General features: G+C 38.4%; 16 protein-coding genes, 1 pseudogene and 2 other annotated features. Of the genes and pseudogenes, 16 read left to right on the top strand and 1 reads right to left on the bottom strand.

Going from position 1 to position 16,531, the window contains the following annotated elements:
- From galE to trpA, 16 genes are all read left to right on the top strand, one after another.
- Positions 1-1,011, top strand: a complete 1,011-nt coding sequence (galE, locus tag HT687_RS00950; protein ID WP_000996560.1) for a UDP-glucose 4-epimerase GalE — start codon at positions 1-3, stop codon at positions 1,009-1,011.
- A 180-nt stretch (positions 1,012-1,191) separates the two neighbouring features.
- Positions 1,192-1,851 (top strand): DUF1868 domain-containing protein, encoded by a 660-nt coding sequence (locus tag HT687_RS00945; protein ID WP_000793816.1) that lies wholly within the window; start codon positions 1,192-1,194, stop codon positions 1,849-1,851.
- Positions 1,852-1,875: 24 nt separating this feature from the next.
- A complete protein-coding gene (locus HT687_RS00940) occupies positions 1,876-2,943 on the top strand; it encodes an extracellular solute-binding protein (RefSeq protein WP_000738376.1) in 1,068 nt (355 codons plus the stop codon).
- A 102-nt stretch (positions 2,944-3,045) separates the two neighbouring features.
- Positions 3,046-4,056 (top strand): ABC transporter ATP-binding protein, encoded by a 1,011-nt coding sequence (locus tag HT687_RS00935; RefSeq protein WP_000589142.1) that lies wholly within the window; start codon positions 3,046-3,048, stop codon positions 4,054-4,056.
- A gap of 11 nt (positions 4,057-4,067) precedes the next feature.
- Complete coding sequence (locus tag HT687_RS00930; protein WP_001216169.1) at positions 4,068-5,759, top strand: iron ABC transporter permease; 1,692 nt, start codon at positions 4,068-4,070, stop codon at positions 5,757-5,759.
- 2 nt (positions 5,760-5,761) lie between these two features.
- Positions 5,762-6,472 carry an MgtC/SapB family protein gene (locus tag HT687_RS00925; protein ID WP_000127548.1) on the top strand — a complete coding sequence of 237 codons (711 nt, stop codon included), beginning with the start codon at positions 5,762-5,764 and terminating at the stop codon, positions 6,470-6,472.
- A gap of 95 nt (positions 6,473-6,567) precedes the next feature.
- Entirely contained in the window at positions 6,568-6,936 is a 369-nt protein-coding gene (locus HT687_RS00920; protein WP_138699396.1) for a hypothetical protein, read from the top strand.
- A 107-nt stretch (positions 6,937-7,043) separates the two neighbouring features.
- Positions 7,044-8,045: a LacI family DNA-binding transcriptional regulator gene (locus HT687_RS00915; protein ID WP_000789951.1), complete on the top strand. Its 1,002-nt coding sequence runs from the start codon at positions 7,044-7,046 to the stop codon at positions 8,043-8,045.
- A 217-nt stretch (positions 8,046-8,262) separates the two neighbouring features.
- Positions 8,263-8,493 (top strand) — a binding site (T-box leader).
- Between the two features lie 161 nt (positions 8,494-8,654).
- Entirely contained in the window at positions 8,655-9,833 is a 1,179-nt protein-coding gene (trpB, locus tag HT687_RS00910; RefSeq protein ID WP_000208439.1) for a tryptophan synthase subunit beta, read from the top strand.
- Positions 9,830-10,055 (top strand) — a binding site (T-box leader). Its footprint overlaps the gene before it by 4 nt.
- A 71-nt stretch (positions 10,056-10,126) precedes the next feature.
- Positions 10,127-11,488, top strand: coding sequence for an anthranilate synthase component I (trpE, locus tag HT687_RS00905; protein ID WP_172924040.1), 1,362 nt, complete (start codon positions 10,127-10,129; stop codon positions 11,486-11,488).
- A complete protein-coding gene (locus tag HT687_RS00900) occupies positions 11,485-12,051 on the top strand; it encodes an aminodeoxychorismate/anthranilate synthase component II (RefSeq protein WP_172924039.1) in 567 nt (188 codons plus the stop codon). Before trpE ends, HT687_RS00900 begins: the two co-directional genes overlap by 4 nt.
- A 10-nt stretch (positions 12,052-12,061) precedes the next feature.
- Positions 12,062-13,066, top strand: coding sequence for an anthranilate phosphoribosyltransferase (trpD, locus tag HT687_RS00895; protein ID WP_023935654.1), 1,005 nt, complete (start codon positions 12,062-12,064; stop codon positions 13,064-13,066).
- Positions 13,063-13,830: an indole-3-glycerol phosphate synthase TrpC gene (gene trpC / locus HT687_RS00890; protein ID WP_023935655.1), complete on the top strand. Its 768-nt coding sequence runs from the start codon at positions 13,063-13,065 to the stop codon at positions 13,828-13,830. The genes trpD and trpC overlap by 4 nt, the downstream gene beginning before the upstream one ends.
- Positions 13,817-14,416, top strand: a complete 600-nt coding sequence (locus HT687_RS00885; RefSeq protein WP_023935656.1) for a phosphoribosylanthranilate isomerase — start codon at positions 13,817-13,819, stop codon at positions 14,414-14,416. The genes trpC and HT687_RS00885 overlap by 14 nt, the downstream gene beginning before the upstream one ends.
- The gene (gene trpB, locus HT687_RS00880) at positions 14,394-15,617 is read left to right on the top strand and encodes a tryptophan synthase subunit beta (RefSeq protein ID WP_054387992.1); all 1,224 of its coding nucleotides are present in this window, start codon (positions 14,394-14,396) and stop codon (positions 15,615-15,617) included. The genes HT687_RS00885 and trpB (HT687_RS00880) overlap by 23 nt, the downstream gene beginning before the upstream one ends.
- Positions 15,610-16,386 (top strand): tryptophan synthase subunit alpha, encoded by a 777-nt coding sequence (trpA, locus tag HT687_RS00875; RefSeq protein ID WP_023935658.1) that lies wholly within the window; start codon positions 15,610-15,612, stop codon positions 16,384-16,386. Before trpB (HT687_RS00880) ends, trpA begins: the two co-directional genes overlap by 8 nt.
- Here trpA and HT687_RS00870 read toward each other — a convergent pair.
- Positions 16,358-16,459, bottom strand: a pseudogene (locus HT687_RS00870) (prepilin peptidase); the annotation flags it as partial. The gene trpA and the pseudogene HT687_RS00870 overlap by 29 nt on opposite strands.
- Positions 16,460-16,531: the final 72 nt, after the last annotated feature.

The raw sequence follows: 16,531 nt of genomic DNA, 5'->3' as shown, positions 1-16,531 counted from the left end.
ATGGCAATATTGGTAACAGGCGGAGCTGGTTATATTGGTAGCCATACCGTAGTAGAATTACTAAATTTAGGAAAGGAAGTTATCATTGTCGACAACCTTTCGAATTCTAGCATCTTGGTGCTAGACCGTATTGAAGCAATTACAGGAATACGTCCTGTGTTTTACGAATTAGATGTTTGTGATAAACAAGCATTGAGAAAGGTATTTGAACAAGAATCGATTGATGCTGCAATTCATTTTGCAGGTTATAAAGCTGTCGGAGAATCCGTGCAAAAGCCTGTGATGTACTACAAAAATAATATTATGAGTACATTGGCACTTGTTGAAGTGATGTCAGAATTTAATGTTAAAAAGATTGTCTTTTCTTCAAGTGCGACTGTATATGGAATTAACAATCAGTCACCTCTAATTGAGACGATGCAAACAAGTGCGACAAATCCTTATGGGTATACGAAAGTGATGCTTGAGCAAATTTTAAAAGATGTTCATGTGGCAGATTCAGAATGGAGTATTGCGTTGCTTCGTTATTTCAATCCAATTGGTGCTCATGAGTCTGGGCTTATTGGGGAAGATCCCTCAGGAATTCCTAACAACTTGATGCCTTATATTGCACAAGTAGCGGTAGGTAAGCTGTCAGAGCTAAGTGTGTTCGGAAATGATTATGATACGCTTGATGGTACTGGTGTGCGTGATTATATCCATGTAGTAGATTTAGCAATAGGACATATAAAAGCTTTAGAAAAAGTATCTGAAAAAACAGATGTTTATATCTATAACCTAGGCTCGGGAGAAGGCACTAGTGTATTACAACTTGTAAATACATTTGAAAGTGTTAATAAGATCCCTATTCCTTATAAAATAGTTCCAAGACGTTCAGGAGACGTTGCAACTTGTTATGCAAATGCAGACAAAGCATATAAGGAATTAAATTGGAGAACAACAAAATCGATTGAAGACATGTGTAGAGATACATGGAATTGGCAATCAAAAAATCCCAATGGCTATAATTGATGATACTGTCTATATGAGTGCTGTATTTTGGAAAAATTACTTAACCTTTTAATGAAATGTATATTTAATGAAAGATAAATTAAAAAAAATGTTTGACAGCGCTTGACAAAGGAAACGGTTTCATTGTATAATGTAAACATGATGACACCGATGTCAAATATAAAAAAAGAAGGTCTTTATATGAAAAACTTAACAAAAATTAAGTTCAAAGAGAATGGGGAATTTAATCATTTTCCAGGAAATACTGTTGTAGCAAATCTTTATACTAAACAAGATTTGATGGAAGTTGTTGATATTATTCAATCACGTTATAGAGAATTACCATTTATCGATAAGTTCACTTTAACTCCAAGGAATTCTATTCACATGACTGTAATTGAATTGTTGTGCCATGAAAATCGTGAAACGGAGTTTTGGAGCAGTAATCTTCCTTTAGATACACCTTTACAGAAAATACATGATTACTTTGCTAAACAACTTGAAATTTTTCCATTGTTAAATGAAGAAATTCTTATGCGTGTAACGGAAATGGGAAAACAAAACATACTAGTTGAACCTGCAGATGAAGCTTCTGCTAAGAGATTAGAAGAAATTCGTACTTATGTCTCAGAAAAAGCAGGTGTTTGTTTCCCTAATCATGATAGATATCAATTCCATATTTCAATTGGGTATCTTCGGATTCCTCTAACCGAAGAGGAGGAAGAAGAGTTTACTAAAGTTAGAGCGGAATTAACTGAAATTTTATTAGAGAAGATTCCAACTATTACTGTAAACCGTATTGACTATACTGTATTTGAAGATATGAGACAATTTGTTCCATATCACGAAAAATTTAAATAAAATAATAAAAAAGGAGAACTTATCATGAAAAAAATGAAAGTTTGGTCTACTGTACTTGCAACGGGAGTTGCTCTTACTACACTTGCTGCTTGCTCTGGAGGTTCAAATTCTACGACTGCTTCTTCATCTGAAGAAAAAGCTGATAAAAGTCAAGAATTAGTAATCTATTCGAACTCAGTCTCAAATGGTCGTGGTGATTGGTTAACTGCTAAAGCAAAAGAAGCTGGTTTTAATATAAAAATGGTTGATATTCCTGGCGCTCAATTAGCAGACCGTGTTATTGCCGAGAAGAATAATGCAGTTGCAGATATGGTATTTGGAATTGGTGCTGTTGATTCAAATAAAATTAGAGATCAAAAATTACTAGTCCAGTACAAGCCTAAATGGTTAGATAAAATTGATCAATCTTTATCAGATAAAGATAATTATTATAATCCTGTGATTGTTCAACCATTAGTTTTAATTGGAGCGCCTGATGTAAAAGAAATGCCTAAAGATTGGACTGAATTAGGTAGTAAGTATAAAGGTAAATATTCAATTTCTGGTCTTCAAGGTGGTACAGGACGGGCAATTCTAGCAAGTATCTTAGTTCGATACCTTGATGATAAAGGTGAATTAGGTGTTTCCGAAAAAGGTTGGGAAGCAGCAAAAGAATATTTGAAAAATGCATACACTCTTCAAAAGGGAGAAAGTTCAATTGTTAAGATGTTAGACAAAGAAGATCCAATACAATATGGAATGATGTGGGGTTCTGGTGCATTAGTTGGACAAAAAGAACAAAATGTTGTTTTCAAAGTTATGACTCCTGAGATTGGTGTACCATTTGTAACTGAACAAACTATGGTTTTAAGCACTAGTAAAAAACAAGCGTTAGCTAAAGAATTTATTGATTGGTTTGGTCAATCAGAAATTCAAGTAGAATATAGTAAGAACTTTGGATCTATTCCTGCAAATAAAGATGCCCTAACAGAGTTACCTGAAGATACGAAAAAATTTGTTGATCAAGTGAAACCACAAAATATTGACTGGGAAGCTGTTGGAAAACATTTGGATGAATGGGTAGAAAAAGCTGAATTAGAATACGTACAATAAGAAATAAGAGTTAATTTTTATGTCCAAGTCTCTCTATTATTTCTAAATTTAAGGAAGAAATAAAGAGAGGCTTTTGGTTTAGTAATAGAGGGAGTTAGTGAGATGATTAAATTTGATAATATTCAAATTAAATATGGTGATTTTGTTGCAATTGATAATCTGAATTTAGATATACATGAAGGGGAATTCTTTACTTTTCTTGGACCTTCAGGATGTGGTAAATCAACTACTTTGAGAGCATTGGTAGGTTTTTTAGATCCATCATCAGGAAGTATTGAAGTTAATGGAACAGATGTCACTCATTTGGAACCTGAAAAGCGTGGAATTGGAATTGTATTTCAATCTTATGCGCTATTTCCAACTATGACTGTTTTTGATAATATTGCATTTGGTTTAAAAGTTAAGAAGGTAGCTCCAGATGTTATTAAAGCAAAAGTATCAGCAGTAGCAGCAAAAATTAAGATCTCTGATCAACAGTTACAGCGTAATGTATCAGAATTATCTGGGGGTCAACAACAAAGGGTAGCATTGGCTCGTGCTCTGGTTCTTGAACCTAAAATTCTTTGTCTAGATGAACCATTGTCAAACCTTGACGCAAAATTACGTGTAGATTTGAGAAAAGAGTTGAAAAGACTTCAAAAAGAGTTAGGTATTACTACTTTATATGTTACTCATGATCAAGAGGAAGCCTTGACTTTATCTGATAGAATTGCAGTCTTTAACAATGGATACATCGAACAGGTCGGTACACCAGTAGAGATTTATCATAATTCTCAAACTGAATTTGTATGTGATTTTATTGGAGATATTAATGTTTTGACCGATGAAACAGTCCACGAAGTATTATTGAAAAATACAAGCGTTTTCTTAGAGGATAAAAAAGGATACATTCGATTAGAGAAAGTTCGATTCAATCGTGAAACTGAACAAGATTTTATTCTAAAAGGGACAATTATTGATGTTGAGTTTTCTGGAGTTACAATTCACTATACAATAAAAGTTTCTGAAAGTCAGATTCTTAATGTAACAAGTATTGATAGTCAGGCTGCTATTAGATCTGTCGGAGAAAGTGTGGAATTATTTATCACTCCATCAGACGTTCTGCAATTTTAAGGAGGTGCAGTATGCGTCATAAATTAAATTTAAAAGATTGGCTTATTCGTTTAGGGTTAATCTGGTTCTTAGTAACATTTATTATTTATCCAAACTTTGATCTAGTAGTGAATGTATTTGTAAAAGGAGGAGAATTTTCCCTTGATGCTGTACATCGTGTTCTAAAATCTCAAAGGGCACTTCAGAGTATTATGAACAGTTTTAAGTTGGCATTTTCACTCATTATTACAGTTAATATCGTAGGTATTCTTTGTGTTCTATTTACAGAATACTTTGATATTAAAGGTGCTAAAATTTTAAAATTAGGTTATATGACCTCTTTAATTTATGGAGGAGTGGTTTTAGCGACTGGATATAAATTTGTCTATGGTCCTTATGGATTGATTACAAAATTTTTACAAAATATTATCCCTTCTTTAGACCCTAACTGGTTTATTGGGTATGGTGCAGTCTTATTCATTATGACATTTTCAGGAACGGCTAATCATACATTGTTTTTAACAAATACAATTCGAAGCGTTGACTATCACACTATTGAGGCTGCTCGAAATATGGGAGCAAAACCATTTACTGTTTTCCGAAAAGTAGTGTTACCAACCTTAATTCCAACTCTATTTGCACTTACTATTATGGTTTTTCTTAGTGGTTTATCTGCAGTAGCAGCACCCATGATTGTTGGTGGTAAAGAATTTCAAACTATAAATCCAATGATTATTACATTTGCAGGGATGGGGAATTCTCGTGATTTAGCTGCCCTACTTGCAATTATTTTAGGTATTGCAACTACAATTTTGCTTACTATCATGAATAAGATAGAAAAAGGTGGAAATTATATTTCTATCTCTAAGACTAAAGCGCCTCTTAAAAAACAAAAAATTGCGTCTAAGCCTTGGAATATCATTGCTCACATTGTAGCATATGGATTGTTCACAGTTTTCATGCTTCCACTAATTTTTATAGTATTATACTCATTTACAGATCCAGTTGCAATTCAAACAGGTAACTTAACATTATCAAACTTTACTTTAGAAAATTATCGCTTATTCTTTAGTAATAGTGCGGCATTCTCTCCATTCTTGGTCAGCTTTATTTATTCTATTATTGCTGCGACAACAGCAACAATTCTCGCAGTTGTATTTGCTCGTGTTGTCAGAAAACATAAATCTCGTTTTGATTTCTTATTTGAATATGGTGCTCTACTTCCTTGGTTACTACCAAGTACACTTTTAGCAGTAAGTTTATTATTTACTTTTAATCAGCCACAATTTCTTGTCTTGAATCAGATTTTGGTAGGTGGTTTGGTAATTCTACTTATTGCATATATAGTTGTAAAAATCCCATTTTCTTATAGAATGGTACGTGCTATTTTATTTAGTGTTGATGATGAGATGGAAGATGCAGCAAGAAGTATGGGTGCTTCACCTTTTTATACTATGATGAAGGTTATCATTCCATTTATTTTACCGGTTGTTCTCTCTGTTATTGCTTTAAACTTTAACTCTTTATTAACTGACTTCGACTTATCTGTATTCCTTTACCATCCCCTAGCTCAACCATTAGGTATTACGATTCGATCTGCAGGTGATGAAACAGCAACATCTAATGCACAAGCTCTGGTATTTGTTTATACAATTGTTCTGATGATTGTTTCTGGAACTGTATTATACTTCACACAAAGACCGGGGCGTAAAGTAAGGAAATAATCATGACAGCCACTAGTCTTGGGTTATCACATATTGAAATAGTTGTCAGGATTGTTTTATCAGTAGTTATTGGTGGTGTAATTGGTTTAGAGAGAGGAAGTAAATCTCAACCAGCAGGTATTCGTACACATAGTATTGTTTGTCTGGCTGCATGTTTAATTATGATGACGAATGAATACGTATCTTATAAATTTGGTACAGGAGATCCTACACGCTTAGGTGCGCAGGTTATATCAGGTGTTGGTTTTCTTGGGGCTGGAACAATACTTATTACAGATAAAAAGAAAATAACTGGTTTAACAACTGCAGCCGGAATATGGGCTTCAGCTGGAATTGGATTAGCTATTGGAGTAGGTTTTTATGAGGGAGCTCTTTTAGTAGCCATTTCTGTTTGGGGTGTGATATCCATGTTCCAACCACTAAAAAAATATCTACGAAATCGTTCTAAAATGATTGAATTGTATATAGTGGTTAAATCTACAGAAGCCTATAATCGTGTATTGGTTTATTGTGCAGAAAATGGCATTAGAATGACTGATTCTAGAACTGCATTTGGAGATGTTAATTCTGACAGAATTGAATATTTTGATGTTCCAGACAAAAAAATCGCGTCATTTATTACTCTGGAATTATCAGGTAGATTTGAGCACCTTAAACTAATGGAAGAAATTGCTAATATTGTAGGTGTTATTTATGTCGAAGAAATTAGCTGAAATTTAGTAAACAAAGGGACAGATGTTTTTGTCCTTTTGTTTTTTAGATGTTTTAATCATCTAATTTTTGAGTAGATTTTTGCTCAGAGGTTTTTATGAAAGATTATAAAATCAATTTTGATTTAGGTAAAATAGAATATTTTGATAATAATTGTTTGATACAAGTATACAAATTTATTTCTTTTTATGATATTTATGAAATGGTGTTTGCCTTTCATTTACCTCCTGATGAGTTGATAACAAATGTTATCTTTAAAGAAAAAATTAACTCTATGTTAAAATGTTGCATTGACAGGCTATTATATGTTTTTATAAATCCTACACATTTTACTGAAAAAGTTAATCTACAATTTTATGGTAGTTTTTTCTCATATGAATTTATTTGTCGTGAAGTTGGAAACATTCTTAAAAATAAAGGTGTGAAATGCAATTTAAACTTTTTTGAAGGGGAAGAATATTTGTAAAATTAATTTTGTGAATTTGTGGATCTTAAATAATTTACTAAATTCTCTTGTTAAAAAAAATTAAATATTGTATAGTAATATTAGAATGTTCGTAATGGAGGACTGAAATGAAAAATATAAATGGGAAAAAGGTAACTATTTATGACATTGCACGTTTATCAGGTTTTTCTCCAAAAACAGTTTCACGAGTTATTAATGGTGGAGTAAATGTTAAAGAAGAAACTTATCAAGCGATTCAAAAAGTTATAGAGGAATTGTCGTATATTCCAAATGCGTATGCAAAAAATTTAACTAAAAAAGAAGCTATAAATATATTGATTTCTGTAAAAAAAATCGACTCTTTTCCTTTAATTTGGTTTCAAACTTTATTAGATAAAGTTTTACAAACTTGTAAAGAGTATGGTGTTAATGCTATAGTTGAGTACTTTGGAGAGGAGGATACAATTAGTAATTCAATTATATCAAGCACAGGTAGCCTAGTAGATGGTGTTATTGTTTTTTATGAAAGTGTAGATGATATCAGAATTCAGTATTTAAAGAAGAACCATATGCCTTTTCTTGTTTTCGGTGAATCTCAAACGTCTGGAGTAGTCTATGTATCTAATAATAATTTTCAAGCTACTTATGATATGATGAAAGCTGTAACTGAAGAAAAATTTAAAAATATGTGGTTGCTTATGGGAGGAGAATCTCATGTTAATAAGGATCGTGAAAGAGGTGTGCGTTCTTTTCTGAATGATAAAAATTACTTTATGGATTTAAAAGTCATTTATGGCTTATCTACAATTGATTCAGTTTATTCTTATGCAATGCAGCACTTGACTACCCAAAATGATCCGGACATTATTTTTGTTTCAGGAGATGAAAAGGTTCAGGGCTTGATTCGTGCGTGCTATGAGAAAGGAATTCTTATTCCAGATGATATTTCTATCATTGGATTTGATAATATTCCTATTTCTCAGTATTATACTCCAGCTTTGTCTACAATTGCTCCCAATTATGTTAAATTGGCTAAAGAAATGATAGAAGGTGTTTTAGCAATTATTAAAGGGGAAAGTGTCACATCTGTTGAAGTTTCTCCTAAATTTGTTAGGAGACAGAGTTTCTAGTATTGTTTAATTCTTGAAAATCCTAGTGGAAAAGATGGAGTGTTCTAAAATAAGTTCTGTTTAGCCTCCATTCAGTTTCTATTGAGTTGGATCCAATTTCTAACAAGTGGGACATGTTCATGTTCATGTTCGATCTAAGGAAGACATGGTCACATTCGAATGATATTTTCAAAAAAATCGTAAAAAAGTCTTGACAAAGAAAAAACAAAGTATTAAAATAAGTTCAACAAATCAGAAAAGTAACTATTTTTGATCTTCAGGGAGCCTGTGGTGATTGTGAATAGGTGGTTGGAAGTAGTGAAAGTGGGCTGATTTAAAAAATGAATTTGAAACAATGAAAATTCGGTGCGCACACCTTACAGTGCAGCTTGTTGTTAGACAAGGCAGAGATGTAAAGGAGATAGTTCCTTTATAATTGAGGTGGCACCGCGTTACCAACGCCCTCACACGGAAGTATTTTCTGTGTGTGGGCTTTTTTCTATCCGTCATTTTGTTTATCTTTTATTAGGGCGTTAAGTCGCTTTGATGAACTTGAGTTCTATCTGCAGCTCCTTGCCTACTACTAAAAGCAAACAAAAAGTCGAATAAATACAGAAAGAGGAAAATTTTATGACAACTAAAGGTTATTTTGGACAATTTGGTGGTAGTTTTGTACCGGAGCCGATTCAGGCTTTGTTGGATGAGTTGGAAGTGACATTTGACAAGTACAAGGATGATCCAGAATTTTTGGCAGAATTTCGTCATTACTTAAAGGACTATTCCGGTCGCGAAACACCACTCTATTTTGCGGAAAGTTTGACAGACCACCTAGGTGGCGCTAAGATTTATCTCAAGCGCGAAGACCTTAACCACCTTGGTTCTCACAAGCTTAACAATGTTTTAGGACAAATTCTTCTTGCTAAACGTATGGGCAAAAAACGAGTAATCGCAGAAACAGGAGCTGGTCAGCACGGTGTTGCGACAGCAGCGGCTGCAGCCAAGTTTGGTATGGCCTGTGATGTCTACATGGGGGCAGAGGATGTGGAGCGTCAACGTCTCAATGTTTTCCGTATGGAGATGATGGGAGCAACTGTTCACGCAGTTGAAACAGGGACTCGTACCCTCAAAGATGCTGTTGATGCAGCCTTTGGAGCATGGATGAATGATTTGGAAGCCTTTTATGTTCTGGGATCTGCTGTGGGACCTCACCCATATCCAACCATTGTTCATGAGTTCCAAAAGGTCATCAGTGAAGAATCTCGCCGTCAAATCTTAGAAAAAGAAGGTCGTTTACCAGACTACGTTATTGCTTGTGTAGGTGGTGGTTCTAATGCTATTGGTGCATTTTCTCAGTATGTGGCTGATGAAGAAGTCAAATTGGTTGGGGTTGAAGCTGCTGGTCACGGACTTGATACAGACAAGCACGCAGCTACTATGACAAAAGGTAGTATCGGAATTGTTGATGGTATGAAGACTTATGCAGTCTTTAAGGAAGACGGAGAGCTAGCTCCAGTTTACTCTATCTCAGCTGGATTGGACTATCCAGGGGTTGGCCCAGAACACGCCTACTTCAAAGATTCAGGTCGCGTGGAATATGTCGCTGCGACGGATGAAGAAGCTGTTCAGGCTCTCCTCCTTCTCAGCAAGACTGAAGGAATTATCCCAGCGATTGAAAGCTCACACGCTATCGCAGAAGCAGTTAAACGTGCACCAAAACTAAGTAAAGATGATATTATCATCATCAATGTCTCTGGTCGTGGAGACAAGGACGTAGCTGCGATTGCAGACTACCTAGAAGCTAAAAAATAAAAGATGGAAAAATTACAGTCTTTTCTCTCACAGAGAGCTTGTGGTTGCTGGAAACAAGCAGAGAAAGCTGTAAGGTTGGGTCCATCTGAAACAAGAGAAGAAAACATCATTCTCAAGGGAGTGCCCTTTATCGCACAGCCTGTTACAGAATCTTTCTAAGACAGGAATGAGAGATAGGAGAAATCCTATAATTGAGGTGGCACCGCGAATTTCGTCCTCACGCAAGTTATTTTGCGTGGGGATTTTTCATACAGTCACCACGGACTAGAAGTAGAACTGAAAGGAAAATTACAATGGAACGAATCATTCATGGAGATGTCTTATCACCAATCTTGGCTTATATGCGCCTAAAGGGGCAACACAAGGTTATCTTAGAAAGTATTCCGAAAGACAAGGAAACAGCTCGTTTTTCTATCTTAGCCTATAATCCAGTTTTTGAGATTAAGTTTGAAAATGGAATTCTTTATCAAAATGGTCAAGTGATTGATCAGGATCCCTTGGATTTTCTTTATGAAGTGACTCATAAGAGCCAGCATAATTCAGATCTCCCTTTTGGTGGTGGGGCAATTGGTTTTGTTGGTTACGATATGATTTCGCTTTATGAAGAAATTGGTCAAATTCCTCAAGATACAATTGGAACGCCAGACATGCATTTCTTCGTCTATGAGAGTTACATTGTCTTTGACCACAAGAAGGAAAAAATTCATGTCATCGAGGATGCTCTTTATAGTGAGCGTAGTCAAGACGACTTGGAAAAAGTCTTGAACCAAGTGCTTGAGGAATTACGCATTCCTGCTCCAAATGAATTTGAAGACTTGGATCTATCTCCGTTAGACTTCAAACCGCATATCGCTCCTCAGAAGTTTGAGGAAATGGTGGAAACCGCTCGTGACTTGATTCGTAACGGGGATATGTTCCAATGCGTGCTCAGTCAGCGCTTCTCAGCAGAAGTTACTGGAAATCCATTTGACTTCTACAGAAATCTCCGCGTGACTAATCCTTCTAATTACCTTTATTTCTATGATTTTGGTGATTATCAAATCATCGGTGCCAGTCCAGAAAGTTTGGTTTCTGTCAAAAATGGCATCGTGACAACCAATCCGATTGCAGGGACACGACCAAGAGGAGCTACGGATGAAGAAGACAAGGCTTTGGCGACAGACCTGCTTTCGGATGAGAAGGAAACAGCAGAGCATCGAATGTTAGTAGACTTGGGTCGTAATGATATTGGTCGCATCTCTGAAACGGCCAGTGTCCAAGTCACCAAGTATATGGAAGTAGAGCTCTTCCGCTACGTTATGCATTTGACCAGTGTAGTCAAGGGGCGTTTGCTTCCAGAACTCACTGCCATGGATGCCTTGAAAGCTACACTTCCAGCTGGAACAGTTTCAGGAGCACCAAAGATTCGAGCTATGAGACGCATCTATGAACTGGAAACAGAAAAACGTGGCGTATACGCAGGGGCAATCGGCTACTTGTCTGCGACGGGTGATATGGATTTGGCCATTGCCATCCGAACCATGATTCTCAAAAATCAAACAGCTTATGTGCAGGCTGGGGCAGGGATTGTCTACGACTCCATCGCCCAAAACGAATACCAAGAAACCATTAACAAAGCAAAATCTATGACTAGAATTGGAGAACTAAGACCATGATTTTATTGATTGACAACTATGATTCTTTTACCTATAACTTGGCCCAATACATTGGGAATTTTGCAGAAGTTCAGGTTTTGAGAAATGATGATCCCAAGCTGTATGAAGAAGCTGAAAAAGCAGATGGTCTGGTCTTTTCGCCCGGCCCTGGTTGGCCAGTTGATGCTGGAAAGATGGAAGACATGATTCGTGATTTTGCTGGCAAGAAGCCGATTCTTGGGATTTGTTTGGGCCACCAAGCTATCGCAGAAGTCTTTGGTGGTAAGTTAGGTTTGGCTCCAAAAGTCATGCATGGGAAACAGAGCAATATCAGCTTTGAAGTGCCATCTGTTTTGTATCAAGGCATTGAAGATGGACGTGCAGTCATGCGTTACCACAGTATTTTAATTGAAGAAATGCCAGAAGACTTTGAAGTGACAGCTCGTTCGACTGATGACCAAGCCATCATGGGGATTCAACACAAAAGCCTGCCGATTTATGGCTTCCAGTACCATCCAGAGAGCATTGGAACGCCAGACGGCTTGTCTTCTATTCGGAATTTTATCGAGAAGGTTGTAAAGTGAGGAAACTAGGATGAAAGAGATTATTGAAAAACTAGCAAAATTTGAAAATTTATCAGGTGTGGAAATGATGGATGTCATTGAGCGTATCGTAACTGGGCGTGTAACGGAAGCGCAGATTGCTTCTCTCCTCTTAGCTCTTAAGATGAAGGGGGAAACACCTGAAGAACGCACAGCCATTGCCCAAGTCATGAGAGGACATGCCCAACATATTCCAACTGAGATTCATGATGCCATGGACAACTGTGGTACAGGTGGAGACAGGTCTTTCAGTTTTAATATTTCCACAACTGCAGCCTTTGTCTTGGCTGGTGACGGTGTTCATATGGCAAAACACGGTAACCGCTCGATTTCTTCTAAATCTGGTTCTGCAGATGTCCTCGAAGCCTTGGGAATCAATCTTGATCTCAAACCAGCTGAACTAGGTAAGGTCTTTGATAAAACTGGAATCGTCTTTCTCTTCGCTAAAAATATGCACCCAGCTATGAAATACATCATGCCAGCTCGTTTGGAATTGGGAATTCCAACGATTATGAACTTGACTGGTCCCCTGATTCATCCAATGGCTTTAGAAACACAGCTTCTTGGAATTAGTCGTCCAGAACTCCTAGAAAGTACAGCTCAGGTTTTGAAAAATATGGGTCGCAAACGTGCCATCGTGGTTGCTGGACCAGAAGGGTTGGATGAAGCTGGTTTGAATGGAACAACCAAAATTGCACTTCTTGAAAATGGCGAAATCACCTTATCAAGCTTTACTCCCGAGGATTTGGGAATGGAGCGCTACGCTATCGAAGATATTCGTGGAGGCAATGCTCAGGAAAATGGAGAAATTTTGCTCAGCGTTCTTAAAAATGAACCAAGTCCATTCTTGGAAACGACAGTTTTAAATGCAGGTCTTGGTTTCTATGCTAATGGTAAGGTAGTTAGTATCAAGGATGGAGTTGCCTTAGCTCGTCAAGTGATTGCTAGTGGCAAGGCCCTTGAAAAACTCAGACTGTTACAGGAGTACCAAAAATGAGTCAGGAATTTTTAGCACGAATTTTGGAGCAGAAGGCGCGTGAGGTTGAGCAGATGGAGCTGGAGGAAATCCAGTCCCTGCGCCAGACCTATCGCTTGGCAGAATTTTTGAAGAATCATCAGGACCGCTTGCAAGTAATCGCAGAAGTCAAGAAGGCTAGCCCTAGTCTGGGAGATATCAATCTCGATGTGGATATTGTGCAACAGGCCCAGACTTATGAAGCAAATGGAGCAGTGATGATTTCGGTGTTGACAGATGAGGTTTTCTTTAAAGGGCATTTGGATTATCTACGGGAAATTTCCAGTCAGGTAGAGATTCCGACGCTCAACAAAGACTTTATCATCGATGAAAAGCAAATCATCCGCGCTCGCAATGCAGGTGCGACAGTTATCTTGCTCATTGTGGCAGCCTTGTCCGAAGAACGCCTCAAGGAACTGTATGACTACGCGACAGAGCTTGGTCTGGAAGTCTTAGTGGAGACTCACAATCTAGCTGAACTAGAGCTAGCCCACAGACTTGGTGCTGAGATTATCGGGGTCAACAACCGCAACTTGACTACCTTTGAGGTCGACTTGCAGACCAGTGTAGATTTAGCCCCTTACTTTGAGGAAGGTCGCTATTACATTTCTGAATCTGCCATTTTCACAGGGCAGGATGCGGAACGACTAGCCCCATACTTTAACGGAATTTTGGTAGGGACAGCTCTTATGCAGGCAGAAGATGTGGCCCAGAGAATCAAGGAGTTGCAGATTGACAAAGGTTAAGATTTGTGGACTATCGACCAAAGAAGCGGTGGAAACAGCCGTATCAGCAGGAGCCGACTACATCGGTTTTGTCTTTGCACCTAGTAAAAGACAAGTGACCTTGGATCAGGCTGCTGAGCTGGCAAAGCTTATTCCTGCAGATGTCAAAAAGGTTGGTGTATTTGTTTCACCAAGTCGGTCAAAACTGCTAGAAGCGATTGAAAAAGTTGGCCTAGACTTGGTTCAAGTTCACAGTCAGGTGGCGGATGATTTGTTTGAGAATTTGCCTTGTGCCAGTATTCAGGCTGTGCAGGTGGATGGAGAGGGTCATGTGCCCAATTCTCAGGCAGACTATCTACTCTTTGATGCCCCTGTGGCTGGGAGTGGTCAGACCTTTGACTGGGGTCAACTGGATACGATTGGACTAACTCAGCCTTTCTTTATCGCAGGTGGGCTTAATGAAGACAATGTAGTAAAAGCAATTCAACACTTTACTCCCTATGCAGTAGATGTATCGAGCGGAGTGGAGACAGATGGACAAAAAAATCATGAAAAGATTAGAAGATTTATAGAGAGGGTAAAGAATGACATATCAAGAACCAAATAAAGATGGATTTTACGGAAAATTCGGCGGACGTTTTGTCCCAGAAACATTGATGACAGCAGTTTTGGAGTTGGAGAAGGCTTACCGTGAAAGTCAGGCAGACCCAAGTTTCCAAGAGGAATTGAACCAACTCTTACGCCAGTATGTGGGGCGTGAAACTCCTCTTTACTACGCAAAAAACTTGACCCAGCATATCGGCGGAGCCAAGATTTATCTTAAACGGGAAGACCTCAACCATACAGGGGCTCACAAGATTAACAATGCCTTGGGACAAGTTCTTCTGGCTAAACGCATGGGCAAAAAGAAAATTATCGCTGAAACAGGTGCTGGTCAGCACGGTGTGGCAACTGCAACTGCTGCAGCCCTCTTTAACATGGAATGTACTATCTACATGGGTGAGGAAGATGTCAAACGCCAAGCCCTCAATGTGTTCCGTATGGAGCTTTTGGGAGCCAAGGTTGAGGCAGTGACAGACGGTTCGCGCGTGCTCAAGGATGCGGTCAATGCAGCCCTTCGTTCATGGGTGGCAAATATCGACGACACCCACTATATCCTTGGTTCTGCCTTGGGGCCTCATCCATTCCCAGAAATCGTTCGTGACTTCCAAAGTGTCATCGGTAGAGAAGCTAAACAACAGTATCGCGATATGACAGGTCAAGATCTCCCAGATGCCCTAGTAGCCTGTGTTGGTGGTGGGTCGAATGCCATCGGTCTCTTCCATCCATTTGTAGAAGATGAGTCAGTAGCTATGTATGGGGCTGAAGCAGCTGGACTTGGTGTAGACACAGAGCACCACGCAGCTACCTTGACCAAGGGTCGTCCGGGTGTCCTTCACGGTTCCCTCATGGATGTACTCCAAGATGCTCATGGTCAAATTCTTGAAGCCTTCTCTATCTCGGCAGGTTTGGACTATCCTGGTATCGGTCCAGAACATTCTCACTACCACGATATCAAACGTGCCAGCTATGTTCCTGTGACGGACGAAGAAGCCTTGGAAGGATTCCAACTCTTGTCTCGTGTGGAAGGGATTATCCCAGCCTTGGAATCTAGCCATGCTATCGCCTTTGCAGTGAAATTGGCCAAAGAACTTGGACCAGAAAAGTCTATGATTGTCTGCCTATCGGGTCGTGGGGACAAGGATGTGGTTCAAGTCAAAGACCGCTTGGAAGCAGATGCAGCAAAGAAGGGAGAAGCTCATGCCTAAGACACTAACAGAAAAATTGAATGCTATAAAAGCAACTGGAAAAGGAATTTTCGTTCCTTATATCATGGCTGGTGACCACGAAAAAGGTTTGGACGGTCTTGCTGAAACAATTCACTTTTTAGAAGATTTGGGTGTCTCTGCAATTGAAGTGGGCATTCCCTTTTCAGATCCTGTCGCAGATGGACCTGTTATAGAAGAAGCTGGCTTGCGTAGTTTAGCCCACGGGACTTCTACCCAGGCTTTGGTTGAAACCTTGAAAACCATTGAAACAGAGGTTCCGCTGGTCATCATGACCTACTTCAACCCCCTCTTTCAGTACGGTGTGGAGAACTTTGTCAAAGATTTGGTAGATACAGCGGTTAAGGGCTTGATTATCCCAGACCTGCCTCATGAACATGCCAACTTTGTAGAACCATTTTTGGCAGATACAGACATTGCCTTGATACCCCTAGTTAGTTTGACAACAGGACTTGAGCGCCAGAAAGAGTTGATTGAAGGAGCAGAAGGATTTGTCTATGCTGTTGCCATCAATGGGGTGACAGGGAAATCAGGCAATTACCGCGCAGATTTGGATAAGCACTTGGCACAATTGCATCAAGTGGCTGACATCCCAGTCTTGACAGGATTTGGGGTATCTAGTCAAGCTGATGTAGAACGCTTTAATGCGGTGTCAGATGGCGTTATCGTTGGTTCGAAAATTGTAAAAGCTCTCCATCAAGGAGAGCCAATTCAGGACTTTATCAGACAAGCAGTAGCTTACCAAAAATAATCACACAAGCAGCAAGTAAGAGGAAAGGCACGAAAGGAAGTCTTTCCTTTTTCTTTTGTAGGAGAAAGGCTAGTTTTAGATATCATTTGCCAAATTACTCTGATATGAAACTTTAAGAAAAAGCTAATTATTGTAGTAATTTCTT

The organism is Streptococcus sp. 1449, assembly GCF_013276805.1.
In the GTDB taxonomy this organism is placed as follows: Bacteria; Bacillota; Bacilli; order Lactobacillales; family Streptococcaceae; genus Streptococcus; species Streptococcus pseudopneumoniae.
This window is presented reverse-complemented; position numbering and strand designations above follow the sequence as displayed.